This is a genomic window from Blautia marasmi, assembly GCF_900258535.1.
Taxonomy (GTDB): Bacteria; Bacillota; Clostridia; order Lachnospirales; family Lachnospiraceae; genus Blautia; species Blautia hominis.
In genome coordinates this window covers 6,112,611-6,130,686 of record NZ_OIWX01000001.1, presented here as the reverse complement: position 1 = coordinate 6,130,686, position 18,076 = coordinate 6,112,611, and the positions used below count along the sequence as shown (strand labels likewise).

15 protein-coding genes are annotated in these 18,076 nt (G+C 47.0%); 12 read left to right on the top strand and 3 right to left on the bottom strand.

Annotated features, from left to right (window positions below):
* Nucleotides 1–63 precede the first annotated feature (63 nt).
* The 7 genes from C6P39_RS27100 (at nucleotide 64) to C6P39_RS27070 (ending at nucleotide 8,639) form a co-directional block, all read left to right on the top strand.
* Nucleotides 64–957 carry a carbohydrate ABC transporter permease gene (locus C6P39_RS27100; protein ID WP_104805791.1) on the top strand — a complete coding sequence of 298 codons (894 nt, stop codon included), beginning with the start codon at nucleotides 64–66 and terminating at the stop codon, nucleotides 955–957.
* 15 nt (nucleotides 958–972) lie between these two features.
* Nucleotides 973–1,806 carry a carbohydrate ABC transporter permease gene (locus tag C6P39_RS27095; RefSeq protein WP_095172434.1) on the top strand — a complete coding sequence of 278 codons (834 nt, stop codon included), beginning with the start codon at nucleotides 973–975 and terminating at the stop codon, nucleotides 1,804–1,806.
* Between the two features lie 166 nt (nucleotides 1,807–1,972).
* Nucleotides 1,973–2,605, top strand: a complete 633-nt coding sequence (locus tag C6P39_RS27090) for a YesL family protein (RefSeq protein WP_104805790.1) — start codon at nucleotides 1,973–1,975, stop codon at nucleotides 2,603–2,605.
* 20 nt (nucleotides 2,606–2,625) lie between these two features.
* A complete protein-coding gene (locus tag C6P39_RS27085) occupies nucleotides 2,626–4,518 on the top strand; it encodes a beta-L-arabinofuranosidase domain-containing protein (protein WP_104805789.1) in 1,893 nt (630 codons plus the stop codon).
* A gap of 110 nt (nucleotides 4,519–4,628) precedes the next feature.
* Nucleotides 4,629–6,089, top strand: a complete 1,461-nt coding sequence (gene gltX / locus C6P39_RS27080; protein ID WP_104805788.1) for a glutamate--tRNA ligase — start codon at nucleotides 4,629–4,631, stop codon at nucleotides 6,087–6,089.
* A 79-nt stretch (nucleotides 6,090–6,168) separates the two neighbouring features.
* A complete protein-coding gene (locus C6P39_RS27075; RefSeq protein WP_104805787.1) occupies nucleotides 6,169–8,037 on the top strand; it encodes an ATP-dependent helicase in 1,869 nt (622 codons plus the stop codon).
* A gap of 2 nt (nucleotides 8,038–8,039) precedes the next feature.
* Nucleotides 8,040–8,639: a 4'-phosphopantetheinyl transferase family protein gene (locus tag C6P39_RS27070; RefSeq protein ID WP_104805786.1), complete on the top strand. Its 600-nt coding sequence runs from the start codon at nucleotides 8,040–8,042 to the stop codon at nucleotides 8,637–8,639.
* A gap of 59 nt (nucleotides 8,640–8,698) precedes the next feature.
* On the opposite strand, the gene C6P39_RS27065 is transcribed toward C6P39_RS27070, so the two are convergent.
* A complete protein-coding gene (locus C6P39_RS27065) occupies nucleotides 8,699–9,685 on the bottom strand; it encodes an aldo/keto reductase (RefSeq protein WP_104805785.1) in 987 nt (328 codons plus the stop codon).
* Between the two features lie 368 nt (nucleotides 9,686–10,053).
* Between C6P39_RS27065 and C6P39_RS27060 the strand changes: the two genes are divergently transcribed.
* The gene (locus tag C6P39_RS27060; RefSeq protein ID WP_104805784.1) at nucleotides 10,054–10,464 is read left to right on the top strand and encodes a MerR family transcriptional regulator; all 411 of its coding nucleotides are present in this window, start codon (nucleotides 10,054–10,056) and stop codon (nucleotides 10,462–10,464) included.
* A 237-nt stretch (nucleotides 10,465–10,701) separates the two neighbouring features.
* On the opposite strand, the gene C6P39_RS27050 is transcribed toward C6P39_RS27060, so the two are convergent.
* Entirely contained in the window at nucleotides 10,702–11,601 is a 900-nt protein-coding gene (locus C6P39_RS27050; RefSeq protein ID WP_158661703.1) for a helix-turn-helix domain-containing protein, read from the bottom strand.
* Between the two features lie 190 nt (nucleotides 11,602–11,791).
* On the opposite strand from C6P39_RS27050, the gene C6P39_RS27045 reads away from it, so the two are divergent.
* Complete coding sequence (locus C6P39_RS27045; RefSeq protein WP_104805782.1) at nucleotides 11,792–13,735, top strand: glycoside hydrolase family 127 protein; 1,944 nt, start codon at nucleotides 11,792–11,794, stop codon at nucleotides 13,733–13,735.
* 674 nt (nucleotides 13,736–14,409) lie between these two features.
* Complete coding sequence (locus tag C6P39_RS27035; protein ID WP_104805780.1) at nucleotides 14,410–15,297, top strand: Rpn family recombination-promoting nuclease/putative transposase; 888 nt, start codon at nucleotides 14,410–14,412, stop codon at nucleotides 15,295–15,297.
* Nucleotides 15,298–15,620: 323 nt separating this feature from the next.
* Here the strand turns inward: C6P39_RS27035 and C6P39_RS27030 are convergent, their stop codons facing one another.
* Nucleotides 15,621–16,181 (bottom strand): HD domain-containing protein, encoded by a 561-nt coding sequence (locus C6P39_RS27030; protein WP_095172446.1) that lies wholly within the window; start codon nucleotides 16,179–16,181, stop codon nucleotides 15,621–15,623.
* Between the two features lie 352 nt (nucleotides 16,182–16,533).
* Between C6P39_RS27030 and spoIIIAA the strand changes: the two genes are divergently transcribed.
* Together spoIIIAA and C6P39_RS27020 are read left to right on the top strand one after the other, a co-directional pair.
* The gene (gene spoIIIAA, locus C6P39_RS27025; protein WP_104805779.1) at nucleotides 16,534–17,505 is read left to right on the top strand and encodes a stage III sporulation protein AA; all 972 of its coding nucleotides are present in this window, start codon (nucleotides 16,534–16,536) and stop codon (nucleotides 17,503–17,505) included.
* Entirely contained in the window at nucleotides 17,499–18,017 is a 519-nt protein-coding gene (locus tag C6P39_RS27020) for a stage III sporulation protein AB (RefSeq protein ID WP_095172448.1), read from the top strand. Before spoIIIAA ends, C6P39_RS27020 begins: the two co-directional genes overlap by 7 nt.
* Nucleotides 18,018–18,076 lie beyond the last annotated feature (59 nt).

The following is an 18,076-nucleotide window of genomic DNA, read 5'->3' as shown; positions in this document are numbered from 1 at the left end:
GTGTGTAAGGGATAGGGAACGGATTTACGCACCGCAGTACCGGTCCGGGACAGGAGGGTAAGAGTGGGAAATACAAAGAAAATAAGTAAGTTAAAGGATGACAGCAAATGGGCCTGGCTCATGCTGGCTCCAAATGTGATCGGATTCTTGTTATTTATGCTGATACCGGTGGTGGCAACCCTGGTCCTCAGCTTTACGAAATATGATATGCTGACAACGCCAAAATTTATAGGGTTTCAGAATTACATTAACATGGCAAAAGACCCCATCATCTGGGAAGTAACGAAAAATACCATTATTTATACAGTTATCACCGTACCTATCGGCATGTGCTTTTCTTTGCTCTTGGCGGTCATGCTGGACCGTGAGATCGGATTCCGCAGATTTTACAGGGCGGCGTTTTTTCTTCCGGCAATCACATCCATGGTTGTTGTTGCCATTGTGTGGCAGTGGATCTATAACCCGGACTACGGTATTTTGAATTACGTGTTATCCCTGTTTGGGATTCAGGGGCCAAAATGGCTGTTAAACAGCTCCACATCCCTGATTTCCCTGGCGATCGTGGGGATATGGAAAAATGCAGGCTACAATATGATCATTTTCCTGTCAGGGCTCCAGGGCATCTCCACCAGTTATTATGAAGCTTCTGAACTGGACGGGGCAAATAAATGGCAGCAGTTCAGGTATATAACCTTGCCTATGCTGCGCCCTACAACCTTCTTTATTTTTGTCATGTCCATCATCAGCTCCTTCCAGGTATTTGACCAGGTAATGCTTATGACAAAGGGCGGGCCGGGACGTTCTTCCTCTGTTCTGGTACATTATCTGTATCAGAATGCTTTCCAGTATTTTAAACTGGGCTATGCCTGTGCGATCGCGTATCTGCTGTTTTTCATTGTTATGATCATAACAGTGTTCAATATGCGCATGGAAAAGAACATGCGGGAAATTTATTAGAGGGGGAGTCGGGTCATGAGTAATAAGAAAAAAAAGCTGATTGGTAAAGTGATAGCTCATCTGATCCTGATCTTGGGGTCTGTGATCATGCTGGTTCCCTTTTTCTGGATGCTGTCTTCATCTTTTAAAAGTCTTGGGGAAGTGTTTGTATTCCCGCCGACTTTGTTTGGAGAGCGTCTGGTGTGGGAAAATTACACGCAAATCTCCAGCAGGTTTGATTATTTTGCGTATTTCCTGAATAGCGTAAAAGTGTCTGCCTGGGTTGTGTTTTTTCAGGTATTTACATCTGCCACGGCAGGTTATGTGTTCGCGAAGATGAATTTTAAGGGCAGGGATAAAATTTTTACGCTGTATCTGGCAACTATGATGATCCCGTTCCATGTAACGGTTATCACAAACTTCCTGCAGATGTCCATGTATGGGCTGGTAAACACCCTGTGGTCCCTGATGCTTCCTGCATCTGTTTCTGCCTTCGGAACGTTCCTTATGCGGCAGTTTTTTATCACGGTGCCAAATGAGCTGGTGGAGGCTGCCAAAATTGACGGCTGCAATCCCATTGTGACATTCTTAAGGATTGCGTTTCCCATGGCAAAGTCCACCATTGCCACGCTGTGTATTTTCTGTTTTATGAATGTATGGAACGATTATTTTACACCGCTTATTTACATTAATGACGCCAGAAAATATACGCTGCCTCTGGGACTTGCCAGCATGAAGGGCATGTATTCCACGGACTGGCCTGTGCTCATGGCGTCCTCAGTGATCGCGGTACTGCCGGTGCTGATCGCATTTTTATGCGCCCAGGATGCCTTTGTAAAAGGTGTAATGATGTCGGGAATGAAAGACTGATGGTAACTGTTCAGTACCTTCACAGTTACAGGCAAAAATCCATGCAGAATCGCCTTTGGCGATGGGATTTTTGCTTGGCCGTGGTACACTTTCTTACGGTCAGCGCAGTGAATGCGCAGACCTACTGAATAGTTACGACTGATGTACAAAAGAGGGAGATGATACGATGAGTTTTATGGAATATGATTCCCCGGTCATGGCAGGAATCGGCAAGGTGACGGATATCTTATGGCTCAGCATCCTGTGGTTTCTCTGCTGTCTGCCTGTTGTGACCATAGGGGCCTCCACCACGGCCCTTTACTACACATCGGTGAAAGCGATCCGAAAGAACAGGGGATATGTGACCAGGACATTTTTTCATGCATTCAGAATGAACTTTTTTCCTGCATTGGGTATCTGGGTCCTGTATCTGCTGGGAATCTTATTGTTCTATATGAATTTTATATTTGCAGCGGCGATTAGGGATGAGAGTTTCCGGTTTTTTACCACAACAGTTTATGGATGCCTGGCCTTTGCCGTATTATCCATTGGATGTTATGCCTTTCCCGTTCTTTCCAGATGCAGTATGAAATGTTTTGAGATTCTGCGGTTTTCTGCCGGGTTAATGGTAAAGCATTTTCCGTATACACTTCTCATGGTCCTGACTGTGGCTTTGTGTACGGTGGTCATGTGGTACATCCCCTTGTCCGCTTTTTGCCTTCCTGTTGTGGGAACACTGTTATTCTCTGTTTTTATGGAAAAAGTTCTGATTCGCTACACGCCTGAAACAGAAAAAAGCGGCTGGTACGCGGAGCAGTAAAATAAGATTGGAGATGAAATATGAGTAAATTAAAAATGGCAAAAGGCCGTCAGGTCAAAGTCTTTGACCCTGAGTTGGTACGCCGCCGTGAGGAAAACAAAAAGTATCTGCTGGAACTGGAGAATGAAAACCTGCTTCTTCCCTATACACTGGAGGCCGGTCTCTATAAGACATCAGAACTGCCCCCGGGTATCCATGGGGGCTGGGAATCCCCCGTCTGTGAACTGAGAGGGCATTTCCTCGGGCACTGGCTTTCCGCCGCAGCCATGCATTATGAGGCAACCGGGAATGAGATGGTAAAGGCAAAAGCAGATGAGATCGTAGATGTCCTGGAAAAGTGCCAGAAAGAAAACGGCGGCAGATGGGCTGCTTCGATTCCGGAGAAATACTTTTATTGGATTGGGAACAAAAAGCGTATTTGGGCACCCCAGTATACGGTGCACAAGACATTCATGGGGCTTCTTGACATGTATGAACTGGCCGGAAATGAAAAAGCTCTGGAGATTGCCGTACATTTCGGGGAGTGGTTCTATGACTGGAGCGGACGGTATACCAAAGAGCAGTTCCAGGGGATCTTGGATGTGGAGACAGGGGGAATGCTGGAAATATGGGTCCTTTTGTACCGGATCACTAAAAAAGGTTTGTTCCGTGAGTTGATGGACCGCTATTACCGCTGCGACTTGTTCGACGGCCTTCTGGAAGGAAGAGACGTGCTGACGAATATGCATGCCAACACCACGATCCCCGAAATCCTGGGAGCTGCAGCCGCTTACGAGGCGACAGGGGAAGAAAAGTGGCTGGATATTGTGAAGGCCTACTGGGACATGGCAGTTACCAGGCGGGGCACCTATGCAACAGGAGGACAGACCTGCGGAGAGATATGGAGTCCCCGGATGCATCTGGCCTACAGGCTGGGTGACAAGAACCAGGAACACTGTACCGTATATAATATGATGCGGCTGGCAGATTTTTTATTTAGGTGCACAGGGGATGCTGTTTATATGGATTACTGGGAAAGGAATCTATACAATGGCATTATGGCCCAGGGATATTGGAGGGGAAGCTTTACCCACGGCAGGAAATCCGTGTATCCGGAGGAGGGGCTTTTGACTTATTTCCTGCCTCTGCGCGCAGGGGGGCAGAAAGCGTGGAGCAGCAGGACACAGGATTTCTTCTGCTGCCATGGCTCTCTGGTCCAGGCAAACGCGGCGCACAATACGGGAATGTATTACACGGGAGAAAACGGCTTGTATGTATGCCAGTATTTTGATTCGGAATACAGGGGGATGATAGGGGATACAGCCATATCAGCGGAGCAGGTCATAAATTCTCTGAGCGGGAGCGAACATCTATCCAGTGATTCCCCCGGACGGCAGAAGATCACCGATGCCACGGCAAGGCAGCTCTTCCATCCTGACAGGCTGGTATTTGACCTTAAAATAAGGGCAGAGCGGGAAACAGAATTCTCCATCCGGATCCGAGTGCCCTGGTGGATGCAGGGAACGCCGGTTTTCCTTGTGGATGGGAAGGCCGTGGATCTTAGGGCAGAGAAGGGCAGTTTTGCAGAGATCAAGAGAGTCTGGAAGCAAAACACCATCCATGTTGAGATCCCGAAAGGAATCCATGCAGACTATCTGCCGGGCAGACCGGATATGGCTGCTTTTCTGGACGGACCCGTGGTGCTGGCCGGGCTGTGCGGGGAAGAGCGTACCTTGTACGTGGATCCGCGGGAACCGGAGCAGGTCTTGGTCAGTGACAATGAGAGGGAGTGGGCTTACTGGCAGAATACATATAAGACCATCGGGCAGGACACAGGCATCCGGTTTGTTCCGCTCCATCAGGTGGGGTATGAGGAATATCAGGTTTATTTTCCGCTTAAGGGGAAAAATCATGATTCCCCACTTGAAAAGTAGAAAACCTTACGGTATAATTTCAATGATATGGGGTATTTGGCCAATGTCCATGTACCCCTTTTTTGTGTAAGACCAGAACAAAACAGGAACCGATAAGGAGATTAATGATAATGAGTACCGTAAGAACAAGATTTGCCCCAAGTCCCACCGGAAGGATGCATGTGGGAAATTTGAGAACCGCTTTATATGCATATCTCATCGCAAAGCATGAGAACGGAAGCTTTATGCTCCGTATTGAGGATACAGACCAGGAACGTTTTGTGGACGGTGCGCTGGAGATCATTTACCGCACACTGGCTAAAACAGGGCTGATCCATGACGAAGGACCGGACAAAGACGGCGGATACGGCCCATATGTCCAGAGTGAGAGAAATGCCCAGGGTATTTATCTGAACTATGCAAAACAACTGATCGAGCAGGGAGATGCCTATTACTGCTTCTGTACAAAAGAGCGCCTGGATTCCCTGAAAGCCAGCGTGGGAGAGGACGGCAAGGAGATCGCGGTCTATGATAAGCACTGCCTGCATCTTAGCAGAGAAGAGGTGGAAGCAAAGCTTGCGGCGGGAGAACCTCATGTTATCCGTTTTAATATGCCCACAGAGGGAAATACAACCTTCCATGATGATATTTACGGTGATATTACAGTGCCGAACAATGAATTGGATGACTTGATCTTAATAAAATCCGACGGATATCCCACTTACAATTTTGCAAATGTTATTGATGACCATCTGATGGGCATCACCCATGTGGTGCGTGGAAATGAATACCTGTCGTCCTCACCGAAATACAACAGGATATACGAGGCATTTGGCTGGGAGATCCCCACCTATGTCCACTGTCCTTTGATCACCAATGAGGAACACAAAAAGCTGAGCAAGCGTTCCGGACACTCTTCCTATGAGGACTTGACAGACCAGGGATTTCTCACAGAGGCTATTGTAAATTATGTGGCGCTGCTTGGATGGTGCCCGGAGGACAACCGTGAGATCTTCAGTCTGGAAGAGCTGGTGAAAGAGTTTGACTATCATCACATGAGCAAATCCCCGGCAGTGTTTGATATGACAAAACTGAAATGGATGAACGGGGAGTACATCAAGGCTATGGACTTTGACAAGTTCTGTGACATGGCGATCCCGTTTGTGAAAGAGGCTGTAAAAAGGGATCTGGACTTAAAGAAGATCGCCCAGATGGTTAAAACAAGAATCGAAGTATTTCCGGATATTCCGGCACTCATTGACTTCTTTGAGGAAGTACCGGAGTATGATGTGTCCATGTACACACACACGAAAATGAAGACAAACCCTGAACTTTCACTGGAGGTCCTGAAGAAGATCCTTCCGGTCCTGGAGGACTTCGAGGACTATACAAACGATGCGCTGTATGATCTGCTCTGCGGTTTTGCGAAAGAGAACGGCTATAAAAACGGACAGATTCTCTGGCCGATCCGTACCGCGCTTTCCGGCAAACAGATGACACCCGCCGGTGCTACCGAAATCCTGGAAGTGCTGGGAAAAGAGGAGTCCATGAAACGCCTGCACGCAGCTGTGGAAAAGTTAGAGTGTGCGTAACAGCTCAGACAGCTGAACTTTTTAAGTGCGCAGCATTTTAAGCCAGGCATAAACAAACCGATAATGGAGTAACCCATATATGCAGAAAAATTCCGCACAGGAACGAGCAGTTTCCCATAACCAGGGCCCCATGATGCTTCTTGCAGGCCCTGGTTCCGGGAAGACCACCACCATCACCAGGAGGGTGGCTAATTTAATAAAGAAATATCAGGTGACTCCTTCGTCCATACTGGTGGTGACGTTTACAAAAGCGGCTTCCAGGGAGATGAAGGAGCGTTTTTTACGCCTGTGTGAAGAGGAGGGAATGCAGGGGGCATACAGGGAAGTGACCTTCGGCACCTTTCACGGTATCTTTTACGGGATCCTGCGCCATGCCTACCGGCTGTCAGCAAAAAATATTCTGGGTGATGAGCGGAAATACGACATCCTAAAAGAGATCGTTTACCGCCAGAAAATGCGGATTGATGATGAGAAAGAATTTTTTGAGGGTCTGGTACAGGAAATCTCAATTGTTAAGAACGGCAGAATGCCCATAGAACATTACTACTCTGCCAACTGCCCGGACGATACATTCCGAAAGATTTACCATTCTTATGTGGAGGCCTGCAGGCAGTCCAGGCTTTTGGATTTTGATGATATGCTGCTGTATTGCTATGATCTTCTGACAAAGAGAAAAGATATTCTGGCGGGATGGCAGGGAAAGTTTCAGTATGTGCTTGTGGATGAGTTCCAGGATATCAACCAGCTTCAGTATGACATTATAAAGCTTTTGGCAGCGCCGCAGAATAACCTTTTTATTGTAGGGGACGATGATCAGTCTATCTACGCATTCAGGGGAGCGAAACCGGAGATCATGCTGCATTTTCCAAAGGATTTTCCCGATGCGGGGACAGAACTTCTGGCCTGTAATTACCGCTCCACAAAGCAGATCGTAGAGACATCCAAAAAAGTGATCGGGAAGAATAAGAACCGTTATCCAAAAGAATTTTTTACGGATAATGAGGAGGGAAAACCGGTAACGGTACGTGGATTCGAGGACGGCAAGGAGGAGGAGCTTTTTGTGAAGGAGTGTATCCAAAAAGCGGTGAAAGAGGGGACTCCTTATGAAGAGATCGCTATACTCTACCGAACCAATCTTGGGGCCAGATTTCTGGTGGAGACACTGATGGAGTACCAGATTCCATTCCAGATGCGGGATGCCCTGCCAAATCTGTATGAACACTGGATTTCCAGGAATATCATCTCCTATATAAAACTGGCCCAGGGTGACCGGAGCCGCCGGGAATTCTTACAGGTGATGAACCGTCCAAACCGTTATATATCCAGGGAATCCCTTGACGATGCCACAGTATCTTTTGAAGGCCTTCGCTGGTTTTACGAGGGAAAAGACTGGATGTGCGACAGGATTGACAAACTGGAGGAGGATTTGACCACATTAAAGCGCATGACCCCCTACGGCGCCATCAACTATATCCGGTATGGGATCGGATATGAAGAATATCTGAAAGATTACGCGTCTTACCGGAAGATCAAAGTGGATGACTTGTATGAGGTCATGGAGGAGCTGGCTGAGAGTGCAAAGGGATATAAAAGCTTCGGAGAATGGTTTGCCCACATAGCGGACTACACGGAAAAGCTGAAAGAGCAGGCAAAGAAACAGGATATGGAGAAGAAAGGCGTTACCGTATCCACACTTCACAGCATCAAGGGACTGGAATATGACAGGGTATTTCTCATGGATGTAAATGAAGGGACGATACCGTATCACAAAGCGGTTTCGGACAGCAGTATTGAGGAGGAGCGGAGGCTCTTTTACGTGGGCATGACAAGAGCCAGGAAAGAGCTTTACATACTCTATGCAAAAAGCCGGCATGATAAGGATTTGGAAGTGTCCAGATTTCTGGTGGAAAGCAGGCTGGTGCCGGAGGAGTTGAAAAGAGGGCAGTGATCATGGAAAAGGTTTGGATCTTTTATGGAAAAACAGATGCATTATCCGGTAAAGCGGCGCCAGGAGGGGAAAAAGGAAGGTATGAAACCCGGGCCGGGAGGCTTCTGCTTTGCCATGCCCTGAAAGAGGTGTACGGATTGTCTCTGCCCAAAGGAGAAGAAGGGCTTGCGCAGCTGGAGCGTATGCTGTCAAAGGGAAAAAACGGAAAACCTTATCTGCACGGTTACCCGGAGATCCATTTTAATATCAGCCATTCCGGCGCATATGCGGTCTGTGCTGCAGCGGGGGTTCCGGTAGGGATCGACGTGCAGATAAGACAGCCGGTGAGAGGCAGAAGACTTTTGGAACGGATCATGAATATCCGGGAACAGGAAGTGATCAGAAGTGCGGATGACCCGGAAATGGCATTTGCGGATTTCTGGGCACAGAAGGAGAGCTATCTCAAATGGAGCGGGGAGGGGATTACCAGGGACCTTTCAAAACTTTCCATGGAACATGCGGTTATGGAGGAGATCCCCATCGAAAAAGGATATGTCTGCCAGGTCTGCGCAGCCGTACCGTTTTATTGGGAAAAAATAAAAGTACCGCTTCACAGCCTTTGAACTGTGCAGCGGTAATATGCTAAATACACGGGAGGAAATGCGCAGACCTGTCTGAACGGTTACGAAAATTCGTCTATTTTCTTCAGTTCCTCTTCTGTAAACGGTGCGCTTTTTATGACCTTGAGATTATCAAGGATCTGTTCGGGCTTGGATGCGCCCACAAGCACACTGGTCACCACATTATCTTTTAATACCCATTTCAGCGCCATCTGCGCAAGACTTTCCCCTCTTTCGGATGCGATCCGGTCAAGTCCCCGGATACTGGCAAGACGGCTGTCTGAGAGCTGGTCTGCATTTAGGAAACGCCCGTCCGTAACGATTCTGCTGTCAGAGGGGATTCCTTTCAGATAACGGTCCGTCAACATGCCCTGGGCCAGAGGACTGAAGGAGATGATCCCTTTTTTCTCCTCTGTACAGGCATCTTTCAGACCATTCTTTTCTATGGTACGGTTGAAAATGTTATAGGAATTCTGATTAATGATAAAGGGGCATTTCAGGTCCTTTAGTATGGCTGCCGCTTTTTTCATAGTTTCCTCATCGTAGTTGGAGAGACCAGCATACAGGGCTTTTCCGCTTCTTACCGCTTGGTTCAGGGCCTCCATGGTCTCCTCAAGGGGCGTTTCCGGGTCCATTCTGTGGTGGTAGAAAATATCCACATACGCAAGGCCCATTCGCATCAGGCTCTGGTCCAGGCTGGCAGTCAGATATTTTTTACTGCCCCAGTCGCCGTAAGGACCCGGCCACATATCATAGCCCGCCTTGGTGCTGATGATCATTTCATCTCTGTAAGGAAGAAAGTTCTCCTTAAGGATCCTGCCGAAGTTTTTCTCCGCGCTTCCGGGCTGGGGACCGTAATTGTTAGCCAGGTCAAAGTGGGTGATCCCGTTGTCAAAAGCAGTGAAACATAGTTTTTTCATGTTGTCATACACTGCGGTGTCTCCGAAATTATGCCACAAGCCCAGGGAGACTTCCGGAAGCTTTAAGCCGCTGTATCCGCAGCGGTTGTATTTCATAGTATCATATCGTCTGTCGTTTGCTCTGTACATGTGTGTTCTCCTTTACTCCATGATGATTGCATATTGCATTCTTTTGGTACCATTTCAGACAGGTCTGTGTATTTAATGCACGGATCGTATGAATGCGTGGCGTTACTGTCCACAGGCCACTGTACCGGGAGGCGTTTTCATGCCGGAAGCATGAAAATCCCGAGGCGGTCAGCGCGATATGGTGCAGAATGCTCCATAGCTGTGCATCGCGAAGCGTGTTACTGGACACGTAGTGTACAGTAACATATGTGGCAGCAGTAAGTATCCGGCCCATCTGTTCTGTCTTTACAAAGTCTAACACCTCAAGTATACTTGAAGTCAATGAAAATCTGAATTTCGTCACATTTACGGAAAATGAGGAGGTTATTATGGCAGCATACACAATAAGACAAGTTTCTCAGATGTTTGGACTTCCTGCATCTACACTGAGGTATTATGAGGAGATTGGCCTTCTGCCTGTTGTGGAGAAGACGAAGGCAAAACAGCGTATTTATACAGAAGAACACATAAACCGTCTGGGAGCCGTCTGCTGTTTTAAGGAGACAGGCATGTCCATGGCAAAGCTTTTGGAGTTTTTTGCATACGAAGAGCAGGAACAGGAGCACATTGATGAGATTTTAGTCCTTCTCAGAGAGCAGGAAAAGCATGTAGCCGGGCAGATAGAAAAACTAAAGTCTGCCCAGAAGCAGTTAAATCGCAAGCTGAACTATTACAAGGACATTAAGAAGTCCGTGGACAACGGCAGTGCGTATCCTTGCTGGGATGACTATTGGGAATAGTTTTTCAGTTTCGTTTGGAGCCTGTAATCTCCCTTGATTTTGCGGACTGCATCCTGATTGCAAGGAACAGGGTATTGGGAGATGAGGCTGCAAGTTTTGATAAAAAGCTGAATAAGATGCTATAGCAGAAATGTGGCAAAAGGCGCTTTGTATCGTATATGCAGGACGCTTTTTTCATGCGGAAAATTTGGATGGGGGAGGTGTTTTCATGTATCCGGCCAGAAACATACGCCAGCACTAAAGTGTATTGATCTTTTTCTGGTTAAAGGCTTTTCGGTACTGCGTGGGTGTCATGCCCTCAAACTGCCGGAACAGTTTCATGAAATGCTTTTCATCGGTGAATCCGCACATGGAGGAAATCTGCCGGATGGTCAGGGTATGACTGTTCAGCAGATTTTTTGATACTTGGATGCGGGTGCGGTTAATGTAAGTGACAAGGGGATAGCCCGTGTATTGTTTGATCAATGCGGACAAATAAGTGGGATGGTACCCGAACTTTTCCGCCAGGCCGCTGACCGTCAAAGGCTGGTCAAAATGACTCTGTACCCATTCCATAATATCCTGCACGGAAGTTGGCAGCATGCCCAGGCCAAAGTATTCAGCCTGCCGGTATTCACGGCTCATTTCCAGTAGCAGCAGATTCAGTGCGTGATGGCAGCTCCAGGTGATCTCATAACGATTCCGCTTTGCTAAGTCCAAAAGTTGAAGAAACAGGAGCTGGGAACGTTTCTCAGGGGAGATTTTGCCGTGTTCCGGGAGACATATCCTTTCCTGTAATGCAGGATCCAAAGGGGGAATGCCTTCTGCCGGACAATGATTTTCGGAAGAACGGGGCAGATTTTTGACAGTATCAGCCGGACTGCCCGGCAGCATAAAATGTACCCAGCAGTAGGAGAGGGATCCCTGGGTTGGCTTATAGCCGTAATGGGTACTTCCGGGAAAAAGGAGAAAAAATTCACCGGGGCGTACATCATATGTCCTGTCATTTTGACACATGTGCAGAGTTCCCTCCTGCACTAAGATCAAAACAAAAAAATCCAGGGTTCTGCAAAGATGCACAAACCCATTCTCGCTGACAAGATTTCCGCAGGTCAAATATTCTGCCGGTTTTGAAGCGTCACAAATACAAGATAACATCTGGGATATGACCACCTTTTCTTTTGTTTTATAAGTTGTATCAAAAACGGAAAATGGTACAATCATTTCAGGATACAGCCGCTGCTGTGTATGGTTTTCCATCGCTCTATGTTAGCACAAAGAATCTTGGAATTCAACAGATCAGAGCGTGTTTGAAAATGAAAATAACAAGATATTTAGGAGGTACAGCATGTTAGAAAAGAAAGTGAAAATGATGCCCCTGGGCGATGTTTCCATTCAGGATGATTTTTGGAAAGAGTATATGGAATTGGTGAGAAAGCATGTGATCCCTTACCAGTGGGAAGCTTTAAATGACAGGATCGAAGGAGCAGAACCCAGTTACTGTATGCAGAATTTCCGGGTTGCGGCGAAAATGGAGGAGGGAAGTTTCCAGGGAATGGTTTTCCAGGACAGTGATGCCTATAAATGGCTGGAAGCTGTGGCCTACTCTCTGATGTGGCACCCTGACGAGACATTGGAGGCAACGGCAGACCAGGCCATTGATATTATCAGTGCGGCACAGCAGCCGGACGGTTATTTGGACACCTATTATATCCTGAATGGCCTGGAAAAGCGATTTACCAATCTTATGGACCACCATGAGCTTTACTGCCTGGGACATATGGTGGAAGGGGCAGTGGCTTATTATAAGGCAACCGGAAAGAGAAAATTCCTGGATACAGCCATTGGCTATGTAAATTGTGTCTACGATAATATTGGGAATGCTCCGGGTAAGAAACCCGGATATCCGGGACACGAAGTGGCTGAGATGGCTCTGGCGGCACTCTATGAAGTGACTAAAGATCCAAAGCATCTGGAGCTTGCCAAATATTTCATTGACCAGAGAGGACAGGCACCTCTGTATTTTGCCCGGGAGAGAGAACAGAACAAGAATGACTTCTTCTGGAAAGACAGCTATTTCCAGGATCAGTATTACCAGGCGGGCAAACCGGTCCGCCTGCAGGATCGGGCAGAGGGCCATGCAGTGCGCGCCGTATATCTGTATACGGGAATGGCTGAGGTGGCCAGTGCGTCTGAGGACATGGAATTATTTGAAGCCTGCCAAAGGATTTGGAACAACATTGTGGAAAAACAGATGTATGTAACAGGTGCTATCGGTTCCTCCCAGTACGGGGAGGCGTTCACGTTTGATTACGATCTGCCCAATGATACGGTTTATGCGGAAACATGTGCTGCGATCGGTCTGATATTCTTTGCCAGAAGAATGTTTGAAATTACCCGGGACAGCAGATATGCGGATGTGATGGAGCGCTGTCTCTATAACGGAGTCATCAGCGGCATGTCTTTGGACGGCAAAAAATTCTTCTATGTAAATCCCCTGGAAGCCGTGCCGGAGGCGTCCGAGAAGGATTTTTACAAAAAACATGTAAAAGTGGAACGCCAGAAATGGTTTGGCTGCGCCTGCTGCCCGCCGAATGTGGCGCGTCTTCTCTCTTCCATCGGCGGCTATGCCTATGAATATAATGAAAAGGAATTTTTCATGAACCTGTTTATCGGCGGCAGCATGCATGCGGTTCTGGACGGGAAAGAGAATCAGTTCAGGGTAGAGACCGAATATCCATGGAACGGCCATGTGAAAATACTGGTTGAAAACGAAGCGGATACAGCATTTACCTATGCTGTCCGTGTGCCTGGCTGGTGCCGCGGTTATAGTCTGAAGCTAAACGGGGAGGCAGTCAAATGTCCTGTGGAGAACGGATATCTCCTTATGGAGCGCTGCTGGAAAAATGGGGATGAGATTGTCTTTTCCATGGAAATGCCGGTGGAACTGGTGGCTGCCAACCCAAGAGTCCGGGAAGACATTGGCAAAGTGGCGGTTATGCGCGGACCTGTTGTATATTGTCTGGAGGAAGCGGACAACCAAGACCAGCTTCAGGAATTATACCTGAGTGAAAATCCGGAATTTGCGGTAAAATACGAAAAGGATTTACTGAAAGGAGTGGTGACACTGACCACGGAGGGAAAACGCCTCTCAGAGGAAGCGTGGGATGAAAAGACACTTTATAAACCTTATACGGGCAGAAAATTTGTGCCTCAGACATTGAAATTCATACCTTACTATGCCTGGACAAACAGGACAGTGGGAGAGATGCTGGTATGGGTTAGGATCTGAGGACAGCGTAGCCAATAAATCTGTCTTTCAAATGTGTATGAAAGAAAGCCGGATACTGTGGGGATATTTTATTTCCCCGGTATCCGGCTTTTATAGATTTGGTATTTGGTGTGATCTGGATAAGGTTACTGTTCACTCCGTGTCCAGTAACACGCTTCGCGATGCACAGATATGGAGCATTCTGCCCCATATGGCGCTGGCTGCCTCGGGATTTTCATGCTTCCGGCATGAAAACACCTCCCGGTACAGTGGCTTGTGAACAGTAAGTGGATAAGAGCCATAGATATATCTGATTTTTCATTGACAAACCTGCCGGGAAATGGTAGAGTATCCTCATCTTTTGATGTATCACTATATAGATACATAATCAAAGTCCCTGATCGGGGACGGATTACCCTATTTACAATATTAAATTAATAAGGCTGTAGTTTGAAAGATGTTGAGAAATCTGTTTATCCAGGTTATACTGTGATATAGATAATTGATATTCTGTAACTGTTCAGAATCTTCACAGATACGAGCAAAAACCCATGCAGAAATGCCTTTGGCGATGGGTTCTTGCCTGCCGAAGGTTCTTCCAAAATGGGACTTTTTTATGGTCAGCGCAGCGAATGTGCAGACCTGTGGAACAGACACAGTATTTTCCCATCGTTCAGACTCGGAGAGGAGCAAGGATGGGAGAGCATATAAAAATTGAATTTATCATGAAGCCCAAAGTGGATTTCTGTTTTAAGGAGCTGATGGAGGAGAAGGAAGTACGCAGGGGATTTACAGCCGCCGTGCTCCATATCCATCCGTCAGAAATCAGGGAGACCATCCTGCTCCCTACAAATTTGAGGGTAAAATATGAGGAGGATAAGCTTGGCATCCTGGATGTGCGTGTACTGTTAAATAATAACACACAGATTGATATAGAGATACAGGTCAGTCCATTTCCATTATGGCCGGAACGCTCTCTGTTTTATCTGGGAAAAATGTATACAGACCAGATTGAAAAAGGAGATGATTACGGGATGCTGAAAAAATGTGTCCATATTGGAATCCTGGATTTTATCTTGTTTCAGAAAGAGGAGGCTTTTTATTCCTGTTTTCATATGAGAGAAGATACGAGCGGTATCCTCTATACAGACAAGCTGGAAGTACATATTCTGGAGCTGCCTAAGTTAAAGACATACGATTACCCTGAAACAGAGCTTCTGGACTGGGCAAAATTCATGAATGCCGAACGGCAGGAGGAATTTGAAGAGATGGCGGAGAAGAATGAATACATTGGAAAGGCGTACAAAACTCTCAAGAATATCAGTGCAGATGAAAAGAAGCGGTTGGAATATGAGGCAAGGGAAAAAGCTCTGAGGGATCACAATTATCTGATGAGGAGTAATTGGGAGGCCGGCGTAGAGGCTGGAAAAAGTGAGGGCTTAAAAGAGGGTATGAAACGTGGGGAAGGCAGGGTAAATCAGCTAATCCAAATCTTAATAGCGAAGTCCCGTACAGATGAAATTGAAAAGGCCGTGAATGATACGGAATATCAGGAAAAACTGTTTGAAGAATTTAAGCTGTAAATGAAGTTCGACACACATCTGGTCCTTCCGTAAAATCCTGTTTGTTGAACAGATTCAGATGTGTGGTTCAGTATATACACTCATTTCCGTCAGGATTTATGCGTGAAATGCCATTGCGGCCACCATAATCCGGCAGAGCAAAAAAGTGTTTAACACACTCTGGAGATATCCCGATTTTTAGCCAAATATATCATAAATCAGGCCATAGCTGAAATGCGTCATTATTTCAGCCATGGCCTGTTAGCCTGATCCCCAGCGGTTCGTTGGATTATTTACTGTCTGTGACATCCCAAACAGGCAGCCGGAAGGGGTTACCCTCATAGTTATAATAAATGTTCTTTTGTCTCCTCATCCAGTGCGCTCCGCATTTTCTCAAGCAGGGCATCCTCCGTAAAATACGGTTTCCCATACTGCAGATTAAAGTCATAATCAAAATCCTGCGGGTTTTTTCCTATATTATGCTGGATTATAGTCTCAGCCTTATCCAGAGCCTTTACAAGCTTGGCTTCTGGTGTTTTGCCATCCTCGTATTCCTGCCAGACAGACATAAAATGTTCTCTTTGTTTCTCCGGCAGCAGAGAGAATACTTTGTGGACAGCGCGGTATTCCTCCTGATATTTCCGGGAACTGTCAGGAAGGAGTGCGGCAGAGATATCGCCTTCATAGATTTCCCCCATATCGTGAAGAAGACACATAAGCAGTGTCCTTTTAGCGTCCAGCTCCGGATATTGCTCCAGCATGATACCGGCAAAGAGGGCCAGGTGCCAGGAGTGTTCCGCGGTGCTTTCCTGTTCGCCGGTCCTTGTCCATGCTGTTCTCAGTACAGACTTTAACAGTTCTGTTTCTTTCATAAAAGCCAAATAGGCGTCTATGGTTTCTTTCATGGTCTACCATCCTCCCTGAATAAATTATGAAAATAAAAATATTTGGACTTGCAGAGATATTACCAGCATAAGATAAGAAGAAAAAAAGGTCAATAGTTTCCATGCCAATATAAGCAGTTTACTGGTTCCTGTTCACTGCCGCTGTACCGGGAGGCGTTTTTATGCCGGAAGCATGAAAATCCCGAGGCAGGCAGCGCGATATGGGGTGGAACGCTCCATATCTGTGCATCGCGAAGCGTGTTACCGGACACGGAGTGATCAGTAACGTTCTCTGAGAACAGAGTGAACAGTAATGATATTTTTCGTATGAAATAGGGATTGTCCTCATATATTATTTTAAAGAGGTGAGACAATGAGAGAAAGGGATATTATACGTTTATTTCCCCAAAAGATCAGAACAGCCCTGGAACATGCGGAGTTTGATATGGAGCAACTGTATGAGATACGGCTGAGGGTGAATGCGCCGCTGATCTTAATTTACAAAGGGAATGAGTATTTTCTTACAAAGGATGGAAAATTGACCAAGCAGATGCAGGATGTCTGCCAGGTGGAGGCAAAGGACCTGCGGGAAACCATGGAGTACGTGAGCAATTACTCCATGTACGCATTTGAGGAAGAGATCCGGCAGGGATTCATCACCATTCAGGGAGGCCACCGTGTGGGAATTGCCGGTAAAACGGTACTGGACGGAGCAAAGATTAAAAGCCTGAAATACATATCTTATATGAATCTGCGACTTTCACACCAGATAAAGGGATGTGCCAACCAGATTCTTCCCTATGTGGTCAATAAGGGAAATGTGTGCCACACGTTGATCATTTCCCCGCCCATGTGCGGGAAGACCACTCTGCTTCGTGACCTGATACGTCAGGTCAGTGACGGCAATTCCTACCTGCCGGGTATGTCTGTAGGGGTGGTGGATGAGCGTTCAGAGATCGCAGGCTCCTATCAGGGGATTCCCCAGAATGACTTGGGGATACGGACCGATATTCTGGACTGCTGTCCAAAGGCAGAGGGCATGATGATGCTGATCCGTTCCATGTCCCCGGAAGTGGTGGCAGTGGATGAGCTTGGGGATTATGAGGATATCCACGCCATAGAATCAGTTATCCACTGCGGATGCAAACTGTTTGCCACGGTTCACGGAAGCTCGATCGAGGATATTAAGAGAAAGCCTCTCATGCAGCGTCTGGTGCAGGAGAAAATATTTGAGCGGTACATTATCCTGCATAATAAGGACAAGGCAGGGAAAGTCAAGGCCGTGTTCGATGAGAGAGGCACCTGCCTGTTTGATGAAAAAAGGAGGAGAGGAACCCTATGCTGAAAGTGCTGGGCGTCTGTCTTGTGGTACTCTCTTGTACGGCTCTGGGTTTTGAGAGAAGCCTTAAGCTTACCAGAAGGCTTGCCGGCCTTCGGGAACTTCAGCGGATGGCGCTTCTCATAAAGGGAGAGATCAGCTACCGCAAGGAGGCCCTTCCTGAGGCTCTTTTGCGGGCTGCGGGCAGATTGACCCCGCCGTTTTCGGATTTTTTGAAGAAAGTTGCAAAACGGGCGGATGCCTACGACGGAATCATATTTGCCGATATTTTTATGCAGGAGGCAGAATCCGCATTCAGGGACAGCGCATTTACAAAAGAGGATAAGGAGGAATTAAGACAACTGGGACAGTATCTGGGATACCTGGACATCACCCAGCAGGAAAACGCCATGGCTTTATTTCAGCAGGAATTGGAACGGAAGATCCAGCTGATCCAGTCTGAGATCCCTGCAAAAAAGAGGCTCTATCAAAGTCTTGGGTTACTTGGGGGGATTTTTTTGGCGATCACTCTTATCTGAATGTAAGATAACGGGAAAACAGCAGACGAAAAAGGCAAGGCACGCGGGACAGAAGGTGA